This is a genomic window from Sphingomonas fuzhouensis (assembly GCF_034659795.1).
Taxonomy (GTDB): domain Bacteria; phylum Pseudomonadota; class Alphaproteobacteria; order Sphingomonadales; family Sphingomonadaceae; genus Sphingomonas; species Sphingomonas fuzhouensis.
Window position 1 is genome coordinate 196,307 of the sequence record NZ_JAXSQY010000002.1, and the last position, 18,640, is coordinate 214,946.

Here is an 18,640-nt window from a genome sequence, read left to right on the forward strand (position 1 = left end):
TCGGTATCTCAAGCCGCTGTGCCAATTTGGTTTTCCTCCGCGATTTCGCCGCGCTGCGTCGCCGGAGGGCGGACCGGCCTGATTATCGACGGGCCGGTTACGCACCGCTGGCGGTCGGCTTACGCTTTCGCCATGGAGGAGGAATGACGATGTCCCATCCGATTGCCCGCGCCTCGCGCGCCCGCTTGGCGCTGGCCGCCGGGCTGCTGATCGCCGCCTGTTCGCCGCTGACCGCGTTCGACACGCTGGTCCCCAAGGACGGCGGGGGCGCGAGGGTCGCGAGCGGCCTGGCCTATGGCCGCGATGCCCGGCAGACGCTGGACATCTATGCGCCCAAGGCTCCCGGCGTGCGGGATCGGCCGGTCATCGTCTTCTTCTATGGCGGCAGCTGGAACAGCGGCACGCGTAGCGGCTATGCCTTTGTCGGCCGCGCCCTGGCGGCGCAGGGATTCGTGGTGGTCATCCCCGATTACCGGCTGGTCCCCGCGATACGCTATCCCGCCTTTGTCGAGGATGGTGCGGCCGCCGTGCGCTGGACCGAGGGGCATATCGCCGGATATGGCGGCGATCCCCATCGCCTGGTGCTGATGGGGCATTCGGCGGGTGCCTATATCGCCGCGATGCTGGCGGTCGACGACCGCTGGCTGGGTCCGGCGCGGCAGGCGGTTCGCGGCTTTGTCGGACTGGCCGGTCCCTATGACTTCGCCCCCTTCGACATCGATGTCAGCCGCGCGGCGTTCGGCGAATGGCCGCGCCCCGAGGAAACCCAGCCGGTGCACTGGGCCGGTGCCGGCGATCCGCCCGCGCTGCTGCTGTTGGGTGCCGAGGACAAGACCGTTCAGCCGCGCAACAGCGAGGCACTGGCCGCGAAGTTGCGTGCGGGCGGCGTGCCGGTGACGCTGCGCACCTATCCGAAATTGGGGCATATCGGGCTGATCCTGGCGGTCGCCCGCCCGTTTCGCGGCCGCGCGCCGGTGGTCGCCGATGTCGCCCGCTTCGTCCGGCAGGTGACGCGTTAACGCGCGTCCGGGATCAGCCAGGTCTCCGCGACCTGCTTGCCGCGACCGCTGCCGCCCATGCCCGGCGGGCGGGTCCAGGCGAGGTCGAGCATGCCATGCGCCGTCGCTTCGCGCGGAATGGCGATCGTGACCTGCATCGGGTTGGCGGTGCGGACGAAGTGGTCCTGCAATATGATCGTCCCGTTGGCGACCAGCCGCATCGGCAGGGTGTAATCCTCGCCCGCATAGGTGATCGTCAGGCTATAGCCCCGGCGCGGGTCGAGCCCGTCATAATGCATCCGCAGCGGGCTGTCATAGAGCGTCTCGGCATAGTCCAGCTCGCCGGGCCACCAGCCGTCCTGCAGAGTGCGGTCGGCGATCCCGTCGATGGCGGTGGTGAAGAATTGCGGATCGGCGAGGAAACCGGGGCCGCGCACCAGATGCGGCTCGGCATCGGGGCGCCCCAGATCGTCATAGAGCGCGCCCTCCGCCCGGCGGCTGCGATCGGGGATCGGCCAGCCCTTGGCCATCTGCGCCTCGATCCAGGCACGGCCGGTCAGGTCGACATCGGCACGGTCGAGATTGGCGCCCCGCTCGATATTCGACGCACCATAGCGTTTAACGCTGAGTTGCAGCCGCGCCTTTTGCCACAGTTGCTCGGCAAGGGCGTTCAGCCGGTCGAGCAGGGCTGCGACCTCCGGCCCGTCGCCGGTCGCCAGGATCGCGCGCGCACGCTCGGGATCGGGGGCCGCCAGCGCCGCTGCACGGCGTGCACGCGCCGCGATGGTACGGCGACGGACCAGCGCGTCATAGACCGCGCGGTAGCGGAGCGCGTCGAGCCGCCAGTCGGCAAAACCGGCGGGCCGGACCTGGTCGGCCAGGCGCAGCGTCGCATCTATTCCGGCGTTGGTCGCCGGATCGCCGACCCAATTGGCCTCCAGCGCCGCCGGTAGCGCCGCCGCGCGGGGGTCGCCGATGAACACCCGCGCATAATCGCGCACAAAGGCCTGGGGATCGGTCTTCGGGTCCCACCCCATGCGGAACCAGAGGAACTGGTTGAAATCATCATTCACCCCCTCGGAATAGGTGATGAACCCGGCGGTCAGCGGGGCGAAACGGGCGAAGATATGCGTATAGGCCGAAGGGCGCGGATTGATCGGCTCACGCCCTTCGGTCAGTGCAAATTCGGGCCACCAGCGCGGCACCGGGAATTGCGCATGCATGGTGTGCGCGATGTCGGGATAGAGGATCAGCGGATAGCGCGCCGGTATCCGCGCCCGCTCGACCGACAGCGGATCGCGGGTCTGGGGGCCGACGAATATGCCGGTCAGCCAGTCGGGGCGCTTGTCCAGCTCATGGTAAAAGGCCTCGAACCCCGCCGCGTCGAATCCCTGCGACGAGATATAGACGGGCGCCCTGGGATTGCGCGCCCGCAGCAATGCCGCCTGCTGCGCCACCAAGGGAAACAGCCGTGCGGGCGCGGTATGCCCCGGATCGCCGCCGGGCACGTAGAGCGCATCGACATAGGGCAGGTCGCCGAGCACCTTGCCGAACGCCGCCACCTCCGTCGCCACCGCGCCCGGCTTTTCATAATCGCCCAGCTCCGGATAATAGAGCGCGACGTCCAGCCCCAGCCGGTGGGTGATCGTCGAAATCCCCGCCAGCGTCTCGCGCGGCGGCGCGGGGAAGAGCGGCCCGGTCGCCGCGTCGTCGGACACCGGCGCGATCAGCTGTACGCCGCTGGCGCCCCATAGCGCGAAATCCTCGATCCGCCGCTGAAACATGGGCAGCGTCCAGGCATCATAGCTGTTGTTCTTGGGTCGATAACCGATCTGGGTCAGCCGCGTGGCATAGGCAGGGGCCTGATCGACCGGTCCCTGGAGCGTCAGCCGCGCCGTACCGCCCGTCCCGTCGAGATGACGCAGCACCCAGCCTGCGCCATAGACCAGTCCCCGCGTGCCGCGCGCGGTGACGACCGTGACCGACCCGACCTGCCGGATCGCAAAGCCTTCCGGGGCCAGCATGACCGGCGCGCGCCACCGCGCCCGCAGCTTCAGCGGCAGCGCCGCCGCCACCGCTTCCGGCGGCGCGACCAGCAACCGGACATCGCCGCACGCCTTCACCTGCTCGGCGATACGGCGGTTCAGCAGATCGGCGGCGACCTCGCCCCCTGCCCCGGCCGTGACACAGGATACGGCAAGCGCGGCCGCCACAATCATCATGCGCCGGTCCGATATGCGATGCGGGTCAAGCTCGGCTCCCAGGTTTCACCTTCGCCTTATCGCCGGCCGGCGGGACTGGCGATAGACTTTGCCCGCTCGGTCAGTCCTCGGGCCGCAACCCCCATTGGTCATAGACATAGACCCGCTCGCCAAAGCGGAAGCGCCGATCGTCCAGTCGTTCGGCCGACATACCGGGTGCCGCCCGCGCCGCCATCCAGCCCGGCAGCGTCACGCGCGCCACCACTCCACCGAACGGGCTGGCGAGCGGGCTATCCAGGTCGAGCAACAGGTCACGTGCGCCCAACCGGGTCATGACCTCCGCCATATCATCCGGGAAAACGAGTTCGAAAAAAGGCTTGGACAGATCGAGCGCCACCCCGTCCGCCCGCTGCCCGTCCGCCAGAACGCCGCCCTCCAGGCGACTGGCGTGATTGATCCAGGCGGCCCCGCCCGCCTGCGCGATCGGCTTCAGCGCATCCGGGTGCAGGGCCCGTTCGACCAGCAGGCGATTGTCGCGCGGAATGGCGATGTCGGGCCGCGCTTCGATCAGCCGCAGCGTCGCCTCCAGATGCAGCACATTGGGATAGACATCGCCCAGCCCGTGCCGACCACCGCGCCCCGGCTCCAGCAACGGGGTCAGATCGCGGTCCTCGGGACGCAGGACCAGCACGCGCGCCTGGGCGAATGCGCCGCGATCCTTGCGCCCATGACGATGCAGCCGCCCGATCCGCTGGAGCAGCACGTCCATCGGCGCCAGATCGGTAATGAGGAAATCGGCATCGATATCGAGCGACTGTTCCAGCGTCTGGGTGCCGACCAGGACGCACCCGCCCGCATGTCGCGCCTTGCCGAACGCCGTCTCAACCGCCTTGTCCAGCCGCTGCCGATCCGTCGCGGCAAAGCGGCCATGGTGCAGGGTCGGCACGTCCTCGACCCGGAAAGCCAGATCGGGCGCGCGCGTCGCCACCGCCTGCGCCACCGCGATCGCCCCGGCCACGCTGTTGCGCACGACTAGCACCGCCGCGCCGTCCCGTGCCGCCGCGACCGCGCGCGTGGCGACGGCGTCGGGATCGGCGATCAGCCCCGCCGTCTCGATCGCCACCTGTTTCTGGCGCGCGCCACCCGATAGGGCCGCGCGCGGTGCGCGCCCCGTTCCCGACAGCGCCGGATAGGGCAGCGCCTCCGCCTCGGCGAGCGACGCGGGCGGCGTCCGCAACAACCGCCCCCGCGCCGCCGCGCCCAGCGTCGCCGACAACAGCAAAGCCCGGCCACCGACCGCGACATGCTGGTCCAGCAACCGTTCGAGCAGCCCGGTCATATAGGCGTCGGAGGCATGGACCTCATCGACGACCAACAAGCTGCGCGCCAACACTGAGGCGCGGAAAAAGGCGTGTTTGACCGGCAGCACCGACAACAGCGCCTGGTCGATCGTCCCGACCGCCACCCGCGCCGCGAGGAAACGGTTGGCCCGCTCCGCCGCCCAGCGCGCATCCTCCGCCCCGCCGGGCTCGCCCCGGTCCCAGCGGACCGCATAGCCAGGCAGCGCCTGTCCGTGCGCATCGCCCGCCCGCAAATAGCCGGGCACCGCCAGCACGGCGGGCGGGGCGTCCGCACCCCAAAGCGTCTTCACCGCGTCGTTGACCCGCGCGTGAAGCTGTACCGCCGCCGAGCGGGTCGGCAGCGCGAAGAACAGGCCATCGACCTCGCCCCGCCGCCGCATCTCCAGCCAGCGCCAGAGCGCCGCCTCGGTCTTGCCCGATCCGGTCTCCGCCTCGATCAGCGCGACCGGGCCGAGGTCGGGGGCGGCCGCGTCGGCCTGAAAGGCATAAGGCGGATTGCCGAATATCGTCTCGAACGTCGCAGGCGGCGTGGCGAGCGGCGTGAAACCCCGTGCCGCCGCCGCCGCGCCCGCCTGGGTCCGCCGTAGCGCATCGCGCGCCATGCCGTGCGGGCCATCGACCGGGAAACGCCGCGTGTCCGAACCCAGCCAGTCGGCCAGAGTCACCAGTCCGGCGAACAGCGCCGCAAAGCGTGGTGCATCGGGCAAGGGTGGACCCACCTGCCAGGCGAGCGGCCAGCGGGCACGCAGGGCCTCGATCAGATGGACGACATCGAACTTGGGATCATGGCCGCGAATGGCCTCCCAATGCCCGATATGCCGCTTCCACACATCTTCCTTTTCGCGACCCGCCGATCGGTGAAATTCGGCCAGCGGCCTGCCGTGATGGGCCATGACGGCGGCGAAAAGGTCCGCTGCGCCCCAGGACGTGATGACCTCCAACAGCGCCTTTCCTGCGATACTCTGTCTGAAACCGGCATGGCGCAACAAGGCGGCGACCGGGCCGGTATGGCCGACGATCTGCTTCACCGCCGGATCGATCCGCGCCTGAAAGCCGTGATTGGCCTTGCCCAGATCGTGCAGCGCGGCCAGCACGATCAGCCGGGCCATATCCTGCGGCGTCAAAGGCCGCCCCGCCGCAACTTCCAAACTGTGCAGCCAGACCGGCAGAACCCCCTCCAAAGCGGCGCCGACATCCAGGCAATGGTCGAGCAGCGGCAATATCGCCGTCAACGTCCCGTCATCGGCACGGGTCAGTTTTGCCCAAGGCCCCGCATCGGTCATCGCCCGCTCCCCCAAGGCGACACGCGCCCGCGCGAAAGACTAGCGTCGACAATGGCCGACGCAATCCTTTCCACGCCTGGAAATACATCCGATTCGATCCGTCCTTTCATTGCAACATCTGCGCCCGCCAGCATCCTGATAAGCGGGAGGATCAAACAATCGACATGTCGGACACGGCCGCCTTTGCCATGCCTTCGCCCCGTGGGTCCGGCCCGGGCGTCGGCCAGTTCGTGTCGCTGCGCGGACGGCTGTGGATGGTCGAGGCGCAGCCCGACGGTCCGCTCTCCGGCCACCGCCTGGCCTGTATCGACGACGATGCCAGCGGCGAGGATGCGCAGGTCCTGTGGAGCGCGGAGGTGGACGCGCGGCTGCATGACGAGGAAGCCTGGGCCTCGCTGGGCGCGCAGGGCGGCGACGCGGCGACCTTCTCGGCCTATTTACGCACCGTGCGTTGGCGCACCGCGACGGCGGCCGAGCGCGACCTGTTCCAAGCACCGTTCCGCGCCGGTATCCGCCTCGATCCCTATCAGCTGCTTCCCTTGCGCAAGGCGCTGCGCCTGCCGCGCGTCAACCTGCTGATCGCCGACGATGTCGGGCTGGGCAAGACGGTCGAGGCCGGGCTGGTCCTGCGCGAGATGCTGCTGCGCCGCCGGGTCGATTATACCGTCGTCGTCGCGCCCGCCGCCATGACCGGCCAGTGGCGGGACGAGTTGCAGAGCAAGTTCGGCCTGGCCTTCGAGATCGTCGATGCGCGCCACCTCGAAGACTTGCGGCGGCGGCGCGGCTATGGCGCAAACCCCTGGGCGGCGGGATCGCGTTTCATCCTGTCGCACCGGCTGCTCGGCGAGGAAGCCTATGTCGCGGGCCTGCGGGACGTGCTGGAGGACTTCCGCGCCCGCTCGCTGCTGATCCTGGACGAGGCGCATCATGCCGCACCCTCGGGCAATGGTCGTTATGCGATCGAGAGCCAGTTCACCCGCGCGCTTCGCGACCTGTCGGATCGGTTCGAGCATCGCCTGTTCCTGTCGGCGACGCCGCATAACGGCCATGCCAACAGCTTCGCGACGCTCCTCGAACTGCTCGATCCGCAGCGTTTCACGCGCGGGCTGACCGTCCGCCCCGCCGATCTGGAGCCGGTGATGGTGCGGCGGCTGAAAAGCGACCTGCGCGCGCTGGGCGAGGCCTTTCCCGAACGGATCGTTGAACCGATCCTGCTCGATGGTCTGGCCGAGGATGCGCCCGAACTGACACTGGCGACGATGCTCGCCGACTATCGCCGCCTGCGCGAACGGCGGATCGCCGGACTGCCGGGGGCACAAGGCGTGCGGGCGCGGCTGGCGATGGTCGGCCTGCAACAGCGGTTGCTGTCGTCGATCCCGGCCTTTGCCCGCACGCTGCGGGTGCATCTGGCCGGACTGGACCGCGCCATCGCGGGGACGGTGCGCGAGGTGGCACCCCCGACCGAACCGGAAGCGCCCGACCGGATGGAGGACGAGGATGCCGCGCTGAACCTGCTCGACCGCGGCGTCGAAGCGGAGGCCGAACGTCAGGCCATGACCGGCGCGGCCGGGGCGTCACAGGACCAGTTGCGACAGGAACGTGGCCAGGCCGCCGCAATGCTCGCCGTGGCGGAGGCCGCGCGCGCGAACAGCGATGCGCGCATGGACTGGATATTGGACTGGGCGCGCACGCATCTGCTCGATGCCGAAGGCCGGTGGCGCGAGCGGCGGTTGATCCTGTTCACCGAATATGAGGATACGCGTCGCTGGCTCCAGCGGCAATTGGCGGTGCTGGTCGACCCCGAGGACGTGCATGAGGCGCGGCGGATCGACAGCTTCACCGGCATCACCTCGACCGAGCGGCGCGAGGCGATCAAGCGCGCCTTCAACGATCCCGCCGATCCGCTGCGCATCCTGGTCTGCACCGATGCCGCGCGCGAGGGGATCAATCTTCAGGCGCAATGCCATGACCTGATCCATGTCGACCTGCCCTGGAACCCGTCGCGGCTGGAACAGCGCAACGGACGGATCGATCGCAAGCTGCAACCCAGCCCGACCGTCACCTGCCGTTATTTCGTCTATGCCCAACGGCCCGAGGACGTCGTGCTCGACGCGCTGGTCCGCAAGACCGAGCTGATCCGTCGCCAGCTCGGCTCGGCGGGGCAAGTGCTGGGCGCACGCATCGCCGATCGGCTGGGCGGCGGCATCGACCGGGCGGCGGCGCGCGATCTGGCCGCACGGATCGATGACGAGGAAGCCGATGAGCGCGTCCGTGCGGCGGTCCGCGATCTGGACGACGGCGCGGACGTTCGGCTGGCGCGGTTGAAGCGCGAACAGGCCGATCTGTCCAAGGCGCTGGAGACGGCCCGTGCGCGGGTCGGCGTCGATCCGGGGGAGTTGCAATCGGTGGTCGGCCTCGCGCTGACCCGTGCCGGTGGTGGCTGGGCCAGCCCGTCGGCAGTCGGCGACACGCCGGTCTTCGCGCTCGATCAGGATAGGCTGGCGACCGATCCGAGCTGGCAGCCGCTGCTCGACGAGTTGCGCGCCCGCCCGATCCGCCCCGGCGAGCGGCCCGGCGAATGGCGGGCGAGCGCCGATGCCGATGTCCGCCGGATCAGCTTCGCCCCCGCCATCCTGCCCGATGGGCGCGATGCGGGCGATGTGGTGCAGCTGCATCTGGAGCATCGGCTCGTCCGCCGCCTGCTCGGGCGGTTCCTGTCGGCGGGTTTCCGCCAGGGGCTGGAACGCGCCTGCGTCATCCGCACCGCCGCCACGCTTTCGCCGCGCGTCATCCTGCTCGGGCGACTGGCGCTCTTCGGCGAACAGGCCGCACGACTGCATGAGGAGGTGCTGAGCGTCGCCGCCGACTGGCGTGACACCGGCGGGTTGCGGGCGCTGGCCGAGGGGCGCGAGGCCGAGGCGCGGGTGCTGGAGGAACTGATCGAGGCGCTGCGCCACGCCAGCGACGCCGAACCCGCCATCGCTGCCCAGGCAACCGCCCATGCCCTGCGCGACGTGACCGATCTTCGCCCTGTGCTGGAGGCGCGGGCGGCAGCGCGGGTCGAGAAGGTCGCCGCCGAACTTACCCGCCGCGCCGAGGCCGAGGCACGCGGACTGGAAACCCTGCTGCGCCAGCGTATCGCGCGCATTTTGCGCGAACGGGGCGAGGATGACGGTCAGCTCGCGCTGCTGCTCGATCCGCAAGAGGCCCGCCAACGCGCCGCCGACCGCCGTTCCTGGGACCGCGCCGCGACGCGGCTGGATGACGAACTGGTCCGCGAGCCCGAACGGCTCCGCGCCGCCGCGCGCATCCATGCCACCCGGCTGGAGCCGATCGGCCTCGTCTATCTCTGGCCCGTGGCATGAGCGGCCCCATCCCCGGTGGTCGGCATGACTGGATCGGTTATCTCCAGCCGGTCGGCCTGGTCGTCGCCCCCGCCGCGCTGGCGCGGATCGGCCTCTGGCCCAGCCCACAGGGCGCGGCGGATGGCGAAGCGGCGGTGCGCGCGGCAGCGGGCTTCGCCGACGATCCCTGGTCGTTCTTCCGCGAGATATTGGGCTGGCCCGACGGGCGTATCCTGCGGGACGAGGCCCTGCCCGACCGATTGCGCGTGGTCTTTCGCGAGCAGGAGACGCTGCTGGAGCCGCATGGCGCAATCCCGGCACCCGACGGCACGATCCAGTTGCTGGTGCGGATCGAGGCACCCGACCTGATCCTCGACCGACGCGGCACGCTGCCCGGTTGGGAGGCCACCGCGCAGCAGCGGTTCGAGCGGCTGCTCCGCGAAACCGGCGTCGCGGCCGGGGTGATCGTCGGCGCGGGTGAAACCGGGCGCAAGGACGGCCCCGCCACCGAACCGGTCCTGCGGCTGGTCGTCGTCCCGCGCGGCGAGGCGTCGGGGCATATCAGCTGGCCCTTGGCGCGGCTGGGCGATGTCTCGGGCCGCGCGATGCTGGCGGGCTTGAAGCTGCTGCTCGACGCCCATGTGCTGTTCAGCGGGCCGCCGTCACACCGCCTGCCCGCCATCCTCGCCGAAAGCCGCGCGGCGCAGGCCGAGGTGTCCAACCGGCTCGCCGGACAGGTGCTGGCGGGCCTGCACGAATTGCTGCGCGGGCTGGACGCCGCCGATGGTCCGCGCATCCGCGCGCTGGCGGCGGGCGACCCGGATCAGCTCTACAAGGGGTTGCTGACCGTGCTGCTGCGGCTGGTCTTCATCCTTTATGCCGAGGATCGGCAGCTGATGCCGTCCGCACCGGGCGGCATGGCGGCGGCGCTGTACGAACAGGGCTATGCGCTGGGCGGGCTGCATCTGCGGCTGCGCGACGATGCCGCGCTCTATCCCGACACGATGGACGAGCGGCGCGGGGCCTGGGGGCGGTTGCTGGCGCTGTTCCGGCTGGTCGATCGCGGCCATCCCTCGGGCTTCATGCAGGCGCGGGGCGGCAAGCTGTTCAGCGAGGCGGCCTTCCCTTTCCTCTTGGGCCGTGACACGCCCGACCAGCCCGAATGCGTGCTGCCGGTCGGAGATGGCTGCATCCTGCGGGTGCTCGACAGCCTGTTGATGCTGAAGGGCGAACGGGTCGCCTATCGCGCGCTCAGCGTCGAGCAGATCGGCTCGGTATACGAGGCGGTGATGGGCTTCACCGTCCAGCGCGCGCCCAGCATCATGCTCGCCATCCGCGCGGGCAAGGGCAACAAGGTGCCGGTCTGGGTCGATCTGGACGCGCTGGCCGCCACCAAATCGTCGGAGCGCGAGCGCGCGCTGAAGCTCTGGACCGGCCGCGCCGCCTGGCCCGCCGCCGTGTCACGCAGCCTGCGCGGTGCCGAGGATGTCGCCGCGCTCGCCGCCGCACTCGGCCCGGTGACCGACCCGCGTGCCTCCCCGCGCGGACAGCCGGTGGCGGCGGGGACGCCGATCCTGCAACCGACCGACGAACGGCGGCGGACCGGCAGCCATTATACCCCACCCTCGCTGACCCGCCCGATCGTCCAACACGCGCTCGCCCCCGCCTTTGCCCGGATCGGCCCGGATGCGGGGCCCGCGCAGGTGCTCGACCTGAAGGTCTGCGATCCCGCCGCCGGATCGGGCGCGTTCCTGGTCGAGGCGTGTCGCCAGCTCGGCGAGCGGCTGGTCGCCGCCTGGACCCGCTGGCCTGCCCAGCGTCCGACCATTCCCGCCGACGAGGATGATCTGCTCCACGCCAAGCGGCTGGTGGCGCAGCATTGCCTGCGCGGGGTCGACCGCAATCCGCTGGCCATCGATCTCGCCAAGCTGGCGCTCTGGCTGGAGACGCTGGCGAGCGCGCATGAGTTCACCTTTCTCGACGCGGTCCTGCGCTGCGGCGACAGCCTGGTGGGCTTGCCCAATCCGAACATCATCGCCGTCACCTGGGACAAGGTGTCGGGCCAGCAGGGTTTCGTCGAGGCGATCGTGCGCGAAGGGATCGACGCCGCCGCGCAACTGCGCCGCCTGATGCGGGTCGAGGCGGAGATCGCGCCCTATGCCGTGCAGGAACAGCGGCATGACGCAGCGACCTTCGCGCTGGCGCGCGCGCAACTGGTCGCCGATGGCATACTCTGGTCCTATTTCACCGGCACGACCGCGCGTGAGCGGGCCGCGCGGCTGGCCGAGGTGCAGCAATGCGTGCTGGCGCCCACGCCCGCCAGCTGGGCCCGGCTGCAAGCCTGTCGCGACGCGTTGCGCCAACCGCCGATCGGCATCACGCCCTTTCACTGGGAGCTGGAGTTCGAGGATGTCTTCAACCGCGCCAATCCCGGTTTCGACGCGATCATCGGCAATCCGCCTTTCGCGGGCAAGAACACCATCGCGGCGGGCCATGCCCCGGCCTATCCCGACTGGCTGAAGACGCTCCACACGGGCGCACATGGCAATGCCGATCTGGCGGCGCATTTCTTCCGCCGCGCCTATGGCCTGCTCCGGCGCGGCGGCGCATTCGGCCTGATCGCCACCAACACCATCCGCCAGGGCGACACGCGCGAGACCGGCCTGACGAAAATCCTGGCCGAGGGCGGCGCCATCATCCGCGCGGTCAGCCGCCACCGCTGGGAAGGTGAAGCGGCGGTCGTCGTCGCGCAGGTGTTCGTCATGAAGGGCGCGGCGGACGTGACGCCGATGCTGGACGACCGGCCGGTGCGGCGGATTTCGGCCTATCTGATGGAGGGCGATCTCGATGGCTCGCCTGCGGCGTTGCGGGAGAATGCGGGGAAGGCGTTTATCGGGTCGTTCTTGTTGGGCATGGGCTTCACATTCGACGACGTCAATTACAGCAAAGGCAAAGCCAGTTCGATCGACATGATGAGCGAACTGATCGCCGCCCATGCCGACAATGCCAATCGCATCAGGCCCTATCTTGGGGGCGAAGAAGTCAACAACTCGCCGATCATATCCCATAGCAGGTACACGATCGATTTTGGCGACATGCCACTTCGACGGATCGAAAACGGAAAGAACTGGGCATCGCTGTCAGAGCGGGAGCGGGCAGACCAACTGCGCTCCGGCTTGGTAGCGCACGACTATCCTGACCGCGTGGCAGCCGATTGGCCCGCACTGCTCGAAATCGTCGAACGCCTGGTGAAACCGGAACGCGATCGCGACAATCGCGAACTACGCCGACGCAAATGGTGGCAGTTCGCCGAGAAGGCTCCTCAACTCTACCAAGCGATCTCTTCTTTGAATAAGGTGATGGTACGCCCCCAGGTTTCACCACATCACGCTTTCGCATTTGTTCCCAGCGACCAGGTTCTTGCATTGACGCTGGTCAACTTCGCGATGGAATCCAATTCGGCCTTCGCCATACTGCAATCGCGCGTCCACGAAGTCTGGACCCGCTTCTTCGCGTCCACATTGGAAGACCGCCTCCGCTACACGCCGTCGGACTGTTTCGAGACCTTCCCCCTGCCCCCCGGTTACGCCGACTCCCCCGACCTCGAAGCCGCAGGCCAGGCCTATCACGACCACCGCGCCGCGCTGATGATCGCGCGGGATCAGGGGATGACGCCGACCTATAATCGCTTCCACCGCGCCGCCGACACGGACGACGATATCGCGACGCTGCGCGCGCTCCACCATGCCATGGATCGGGCGGTGCTGGCCGCTTATGGCTGGGACGATCTGGCCGCCGAGGCCGCGCCCGTCTTCCTCGATTCCGAGAGCGAGGACGATCATCGCTATCAGGGCCGCCTCTTCTGGCCCGCGCCGTTCCGCGATGCGGTGCTGGCACGCCTGCTCAAGCTCAACGAGGAACGGGTCAGGATGGAGCGGATGCTGTGAACGCGAGCGGCGTGCGTGCGGAGATGGTGCGGCGGCTGCGCCGCAACCTGATCGGCCCCAGCGAGGCGGAGGATCACGACCTTGCCGCCGAACGCCTGCCAGCGGGCGAGAATCCGTCGCGCTGGTATCTGGCGGGCTTCATCGCGCCGTCCCGGGAGCTGACCGTCGAGCCCGCCGCCGATGCCGACACCGAATGGGACGAGGTCGACGGGTTGCTGTCCGATGTCGAGGCGTTCGGCGCGGGCGGCGCGGCGGGGGATCATGACGAGCCCGAGGCTCCGCCCGCCCGGCGGCGTTTCCTGCCCAGCACGATCGGCCTGTCGACCATGGTCGCGCCCGAGGTCCGCATGCTGGAGGCCACGATCGACTGGGGCGATTATGTGCCCGAGCCGCCGCTGCCCCCCGAGATGCTGGAAACCGGTGGCGAGCCGCAGGGCGTGCCCGTCAGCTGGCGGCGGGTGGCGCGCCAGCATCGCATCACCCTGCCCTTGCCTGCCGAGGCCGAGGGCGTCACGCATCATCCGTTGCCCGGCACCGCCGCCACCGCGCGGCCGGGCGGCGCGCTGGAGCTGGCGATCCGGGCGCGTCCCTTTGCGCTGCATCTGGCCGATGGATCGCGGCGCGCGGTGCAGGTCGTCACCGTCTTCCTGGTCAATAAGCGGTTGGAGCCGCCCTCTAAATATCGCGATCTGGCCTATGCCTTTCAGGCGACGCTGCGCCTGCACTGCGCGAACGGCTTCGTCGCGCAGCATGACCTGTCGCGGATCGCGCGCGACGACTGGGACGACCAGCTCGCCGATCTTCACTACCGCGACAGCGCCGCCTATGCCGCCGGGCTGGGCTGTGCGGCGGCGCATGTCGTGGAGGAGGACGGCATGGTCCGCTGCGTCCACACCACCCACCTCCCCCGCGCCGCCGTCGAGCGGACGGTGGCCGCGCCGGTGCCGGGTGTCGTCTTCGGCATGGACGCGCTGGCGACGCTGGCACAGGGGGATGGGCAGGCGCTGCACGCCGCGCTGATCCCGCTGGTCACCGACTATCACCACTGGGCGGAGGACCAGCGCACGGCCGCCACCGCCCCCGATCTGGCCAGTGCAGCTCAGCGTGGCCGCACCGCCGCCGCGCTGATCGCCGCGCAGGACGAGGCGCGGGGCCGGATCGCGGCGGGTATCGCACTGCTGGCGCGGGATGCGCAGGTCCGCCTCGCCTTCGAGATCGCCAACCGTGCGGTCGCCGATGCCACCCGTGCGCGCCGCCCCACCGATACGGCGCCCGCATGGCGGCCGTTCCAGCTCGCCTTCATCCTGCTCAACCTGTCGGGCATGACCGATAAGCGCCATCCCGACCGCGACATCGCCGACCTGCTGTTCTTCCCGACCGGCGGCGGCAAGACCGAAGCCTATCTGGGCCTGGCCGCCTTCACCATCGCGCTGCGGCGGCTGGGGGCGAGCGGGCTGCTGGGGGCGGGCGTGTCGGTCATCATGCGCTATACGCTGCGGCTGTTGACGCTGGACCAGCTGGGCCGCGCCGCCGGGCTGGTCTGTGCGCTGGAACTGTTACGCGACGGGCCGGATTACCGCGACGTGGCGGGCCGTCCGCGTCTGGGCGACTGGCCGATCGAGATCGGGCTATGGGTCGGCTCCGATGCCAGCCCCAACAAGCTGGGCCGCAAGGGCGACCGGACCGAGGGCACCGCCGTCCGCCGGGTTCGCGCCTATACCACCGGCCGCGACACGCGCGCGCCCGCGCCGATCAAGGCCTGTCCATGGTGCGGCACCGCCTTCACTCCGCAGAGCTTCCGGTGCGTTCCCCATGCCGACGCGCCGACCAATCTGGAACTGCGCTGCGTCAGCGACACGTGCCCGTTCACCGGCGATCGCGCGCTGCCGGTGGTGACGGTGGACGAGGCGATCTACCGCCGCCTCCCCGCCTTCCTGATCGCGACGATCGACAAGTTCGCCGCTTTGCCCTGGAACGGTCAGGCGGGCGCGTTCTTCGGCCATGTCGACCGCGCCGACGACAGCGGTTTCTACGGCGCGGCCGAGCCCGGTCAGGGCCGTGCGCTCGATGGCGGGCACCGGCTCGATCCGCCCGATCTGGTCGTGCAGGACGAACTTCATTTGATCTCCGGCCCGCTCGGCACCGTGGCGGGGCTGTACGAAGCGGCGATCGACCGGCTGGCCACCCGCGAGATCGCCGGACAACGGGTGCGCCCCAAGATCGTCGCCTCCACCGCCACCGTCCGCCGCGCGAGCGACCAGATCCGCGCGCTGTTCGACCGCGACCGGACCCGCATCTTCCCGCCACCGGGCCTCGACCGGCGCGACAGCTTCTTCGCGTTGACGCGCGCCGAGAGCGAGGCCGATCCGACGCGCTGGTATGTCGGGCTGGCCGCCGCCGGGCGCGGGCCGAAGCTGGTCTTCCTTCAGGCGCTGGTGACATTGCTCAGCGCCGCGCAGGCCATGGCCGAGGATGGCGACGAGGCCGACGCCTATCGCACCGCACTCTGTTACTTCAACGCACTGCGCGAACTGGGCGGCGCGCGGCGGATCGTCGAGGACGAGGTGGCCGCCCGGCTCGCGCGGTACGGGGCGCAGCGGCGGCGGCTGGAGCCCTCCGACCGGCCCTTTGCCGATCGCGAACTGGGCGAGCCGGTCGAACTGACCTCGCGCGTGTCGACCGATCAGGTCGCCGCGGCGAAGCGGCGGCTGGAGGCGACGTTCGACAGCGCGGAAGATCAGCCGGTCGATGTCGCACTCGCCACCAACATGATCTCGGTCGGGCTGGACATCGACCGGCTGGGCCTGATGCTGGTGCAGGGACAGCCCAAGACGGCGGCCGAATATATTCAGGCTACCAGCCGCGTCGGCCGCAACCCCGCGCGGCCCGGCATGGTCGTCGTGGTGCTCAACGTCCACCGCCCGCGCGACCGGATGCATTTCGAGCAGTTCGGCCATTTCCACGACACCTTCTACCGCGCGGTGGAGGCGACCAGCGTCACCCCCTGGTCGCCACGCGCGCTGGACCGCACGCTGGCGGCGGTGGTGGTGGCGATCGCGCGGCATCTCGACCCCGCGCTCACCCCGTCGGGCGCGGTCGAGGCACTCGCCCGCATGCCCGGCACCCGTACGGCGGTAGTTCGGCATCTGGTCGAGCGTGCGCCATCGGACGTTCGCGACACGCTGGCCGTCCAGATCGAGACGCTGCTGGACGACTGGATCGCCATCGCCGTCGAACAGACCGCCGCCGGGGGCCGCTTCACCTATGAGGATCGGCCGCACCGGCTGCTCCACCCGCCGCTCGACCCGGCGCTGGACCAGCTTACCCCCGAGCATCGCCGCTTCCAGGCCGGATGGAGCATGCGCGATGTCGAGCCCGGCGTCCGGATCAAGCCGCGCGGCCCCGATGGCGAACGGGTCGGCGGCGCGGGAGACATGGCATGACCACCAAACCCATCACGCTGCGCCAGTCGCAGCTCATCACCGCCTTCGGCCCCGGCGCGATGGTCGACCTGCCCACCCGATCGGTGGTGATCGGCGGGCTCGACCTGTGGCACATGCGCGAGCGCGGCAGCTGGCAGCCGATCCACGAGCCGCGCGCGACGGCGGTGCTGGAGACGTTGATGCGCGCCAGCGGGCGACTGGCCGAGGAGGCCCGGCTGACCCTGCGCACGCCGCCTGCCGATGCCGACAGCGCCGGTACGGCGACCGAACCGCCCGGCGTCGAGGCGCGCATCTTCCCCGCCTGGTTCGTCGCGCGCGATGCCGAGGAGCTGGGTGAGGTCCGCCGCCGTCGGCTGGTCCGCTGGCGCGATCTCGATCCGCGCGGGCGCAACATGCTGGTCGATGACGAGGGCCGCCGTGTGCCCGTGACGCCGATCCGCTTCGTCGCGGGGTGCCGCAAGGGGCATTTGCAGGACATCAACTGGGCCCAGGTGGTGCATATCGGCATCGAGGGGCGCTGCATCCAGCCGCTCTGGCTGGAGGAGCGTGGCACCTCGGGCGATCCGGCTTCGACCCGTGTCGTCTGCGGCTGCGGCGCGGCGCTGTCGCTGCGTGATGCGCAGGCGACCGGGCTGCTCGGCGGGTGCCGGGGGCGTCGTCCCTGGCTGCGCACGCCCGAGCCCGGCGCATGTAGCGAGAATCTGCGCTTCCTGACCCGCACCGCGACCAACGCCTATTTCCCGCAGGTGCTGACCGTCATCTCGCTGCCCGCCGCCGAGGACGAGCTGTCGCGGCTGGTCGAGGCGCATATGGACGCGATCGACTGGGTGACGTGCGAGGCGGAGATGGCGATCGCCCGCCGCTCCAACCCCGCGCTGCGTGCCGCACTCGCCGGGTGGAGCGACGGCGAGGTGGTGACCCGCATCGGCCAGCTGCGCCTGAGTGGCAACCAGTCGCTCGCCAAGGCCCCCAAGGTCGCCGAGTTCGACCTGCTCGCCTCCGGCCAGCCACAGATCGGCATGGATGCGCCCGATGCCCGGCTCCACGCCCGCACCCTGACCCGCGCGGCGTGGGACGGCGAGCGCCCCCGCCTCGCCCCGATCGCCTCGGCCGTGGCGGTCGATCGGCTGCGCGAGGTCGCCTGCCTCTATGGCTTTACCCGATTCGAGGCGGCCCCGACCGCAACAGACGGCGATCTGGAGGAACTGTATCTGGCGGTCGAGGGCGCAGCACTCGCCACCGAACTGGAATGGCTGCCCGCGGTCGAGCATCGCGGCGAAGGCATCTTCCTGCGCTTCGATCCGCAGGCCATTCGCGACTGGCTGTCCCGCCCGGCGGTGATGGCGCGCGGCGAGGCGCTGTACCGGGGATGGGACCGGTGGCGGGCCGGGCAATTCTATGGCGCGCGGCTGCAATTTCCACGTCTGGCCTATTATGCCATGCACGGCTTTTCGCACGCGCTGATGAACGAGATCGCGCTCGACTGCGGCTATCCGGCGACCGCACTCAAGGAGCGGCTCTATGCGATCGTCGATGACGAGGGCGAGCGCTTCGGCCTGTTGATCTATACCGCCTCGACCGGCACGCAGGGGACGCTGGGCGGGTTGGTCGCCGTGCTGCCGAGGCTGGGCGCGATCGCCGAGCGAGCGCTGGACCGGCTGGTGCTGTGCTCCGGCGATCCGATCTGCGCCGAGCATGATCCGGACGCCCATACCGACGACCGCGCGCTCAGCGGTGCCGCCTGCCATAGCTGCCTGCTCGTCGCCGAGACGAGTTGCGAGGCGCGCAACCTCTATCTCGACCGCGCCCTGACCGCGCAGACGATCCTGGCGGGCGGGACGGGGCTGTTCGAGTGAGGCTAACGGCGATTCACCGTAGCATCCTAACATGCTGTTGAGCACAAGATATGGCTGAACATGCTTTTAATCACTGTAGTGTGTCTTATTGACTCACAATGTGAATAAGCTCATTAACCAGATGTGCTCGACCCGAATCACTCCATTCCCTCGCGCAGAGTGAGACGCAGCTATCTGCAAGCGTCTACACTTGCTCGCCTGACACTA

The 18,640-nt window shown here is 69.8% G+C and carries 7 protein-coding genes; 5 read left to right on the forward strand and 2 right to left on the reverse strand.

Going from position 1 to position 18,640, the window contains the following annotated elements; translation table 11 throughout:
- The first annotated feature begins 143 nt into the window (after positions 1-143).
- Complete coding sequence (locus tag U1H82_RS05600; protein ID WP_322963943.1) at positions 144-1,019, forward strand: alpha/beta hydrolase; 876 nt, start codon at positions 144-146, stop codon at positions 1,017-1,019.
- Here U1H82_RS05600 and U1H82_RS05605 read toward each other — a convergent pair.
- Positions 1,016-3,220, reverse strand: a complete 2,205-nt coding sequence (locus tag U1H82_RS05605) for a hypothetical protein (RefSeq protein ID WP_322963944.1) — start codon at positions 3,218-3,220, stop codon at positions 1,016-1,018. The two genes, U1H82_RS05600 and U1H82_RS05605, sit on opposite strands and share 4 nt — an antisense overlap.
- 100 nt (positions 3,221-3,320) lie before the next feature.
- Complete coding sequence (cas3, locus tag U1H82_RS05610) at positions 3,321-5,843, reverse strand: CRISPR-associated helicase Cas3' (protein ID WP_322963945.1); 2,523 nt, start codon at positions 5,841-5,843, stop codon at positions 3,321-3,323.
- Positions 5,844-6,007: 164 nt separating this feature from the next.
- Here cas3 and drmD point away from each other — a divergent pair, with 164 nt between their 5' ends.
- The 4 genes from drmD to drmB are packed head-to-tail and all read left to right on the forward strand — an operon-like array spanning position 6,008 to position 18,433.
- Entirely contained in the window at positions 6,008-9,208 is a 3,201-nt protein-coding gene (drmD, locus tag U1H82_RS05615) for a DISARM system SNF2-like helicase DrmD (RefSeq protein WP_322963946.1), read from the forward strand.
- Entirely contained in the window at positions 9,205-13,134 is a 3,930-nt protein-coding gene (locus U1H82_RS05620; protein WP_322963947.1) for an Eco57I restriction-modification methylase domain-containing protein, read from the forward strand. The genes drmD and U1H82_RS05620 overlap by 4 nt, the downstream gene beginning before the upstream one ends.
- Positions 13,131-16,577: a DISARM system helicase DrmA gene (gene drmA / locus U1H82_RS05625; protein ID WP_322963948.1), complete on the forward strand. Its 3,447-nt coding sequence runs from the start codon at positions 13,131-13,133 to the stop codon at positions 16,575-16,577. The genes U1H82_RS05620 and drmA overlap by 4 nt, the downstream gene beginning before the upstream one ends.
- Positions 16,574-18,433 (forward strand): DrmB family protein, encoded by a 1,860-nt coding sequence (gene drmB / locus U1H82_RS05630; protein ID WP_322963949.1) that lies wholly within the window; start codon positions 16,574-16,576, stop codon positions 18,431-18,433. Before drmA ends, drmB begins: the two co-directional genes overlap by 4 nt.
- The last annotated feature ends 207 nt before the right edge of the window (positions 18,434-18,640 follow it).

Bases quoted from the DNA above. Each gene is read 5' to 3' on its own strand.
- drmB (WP_322963949.1), top strand. From the start codon at position 16,574: ATGACCACCAAACCCATCACGCTGCGCCAGTCGCAGCTCATCACCGCC.
- U1H82_RS05600 (WP_322963943.1), top strand. From the start codon at position 144: ATGACGATGTCCCATCCGATTGCCCGCGCCTCGCGCGCCCGCTTGGCG.
- cas3 (WP_322963945.1), bottom strand. From the start codon at position 5,843: ATGACCGATGCGGGGCCTTGGGCAAAACTGACCCGTGCCGATGACGGG.
- U1H82_RS05620 (WP_322963947.1), top strand. From the start codon at position 9,205: ATGAGCGGCCCCATCCCCGGTGGTCGGCATGACTGGATCGGTTATCTC.
- U1H82_RS05605 (WP_322963944.1), bottom strand. From the start codon at position 3,220: ATGATGATTGTGGCGGCCGCGCTTGCCGTATCCTGTGTCACGGCCGGG.
- drmD (WP_322963946.1), top strand. From the start codon at position 6,008: ATGTCGGACACGGCCGCCTTTGCCATGCCTTCGCCCCGTGGGTCCGGC.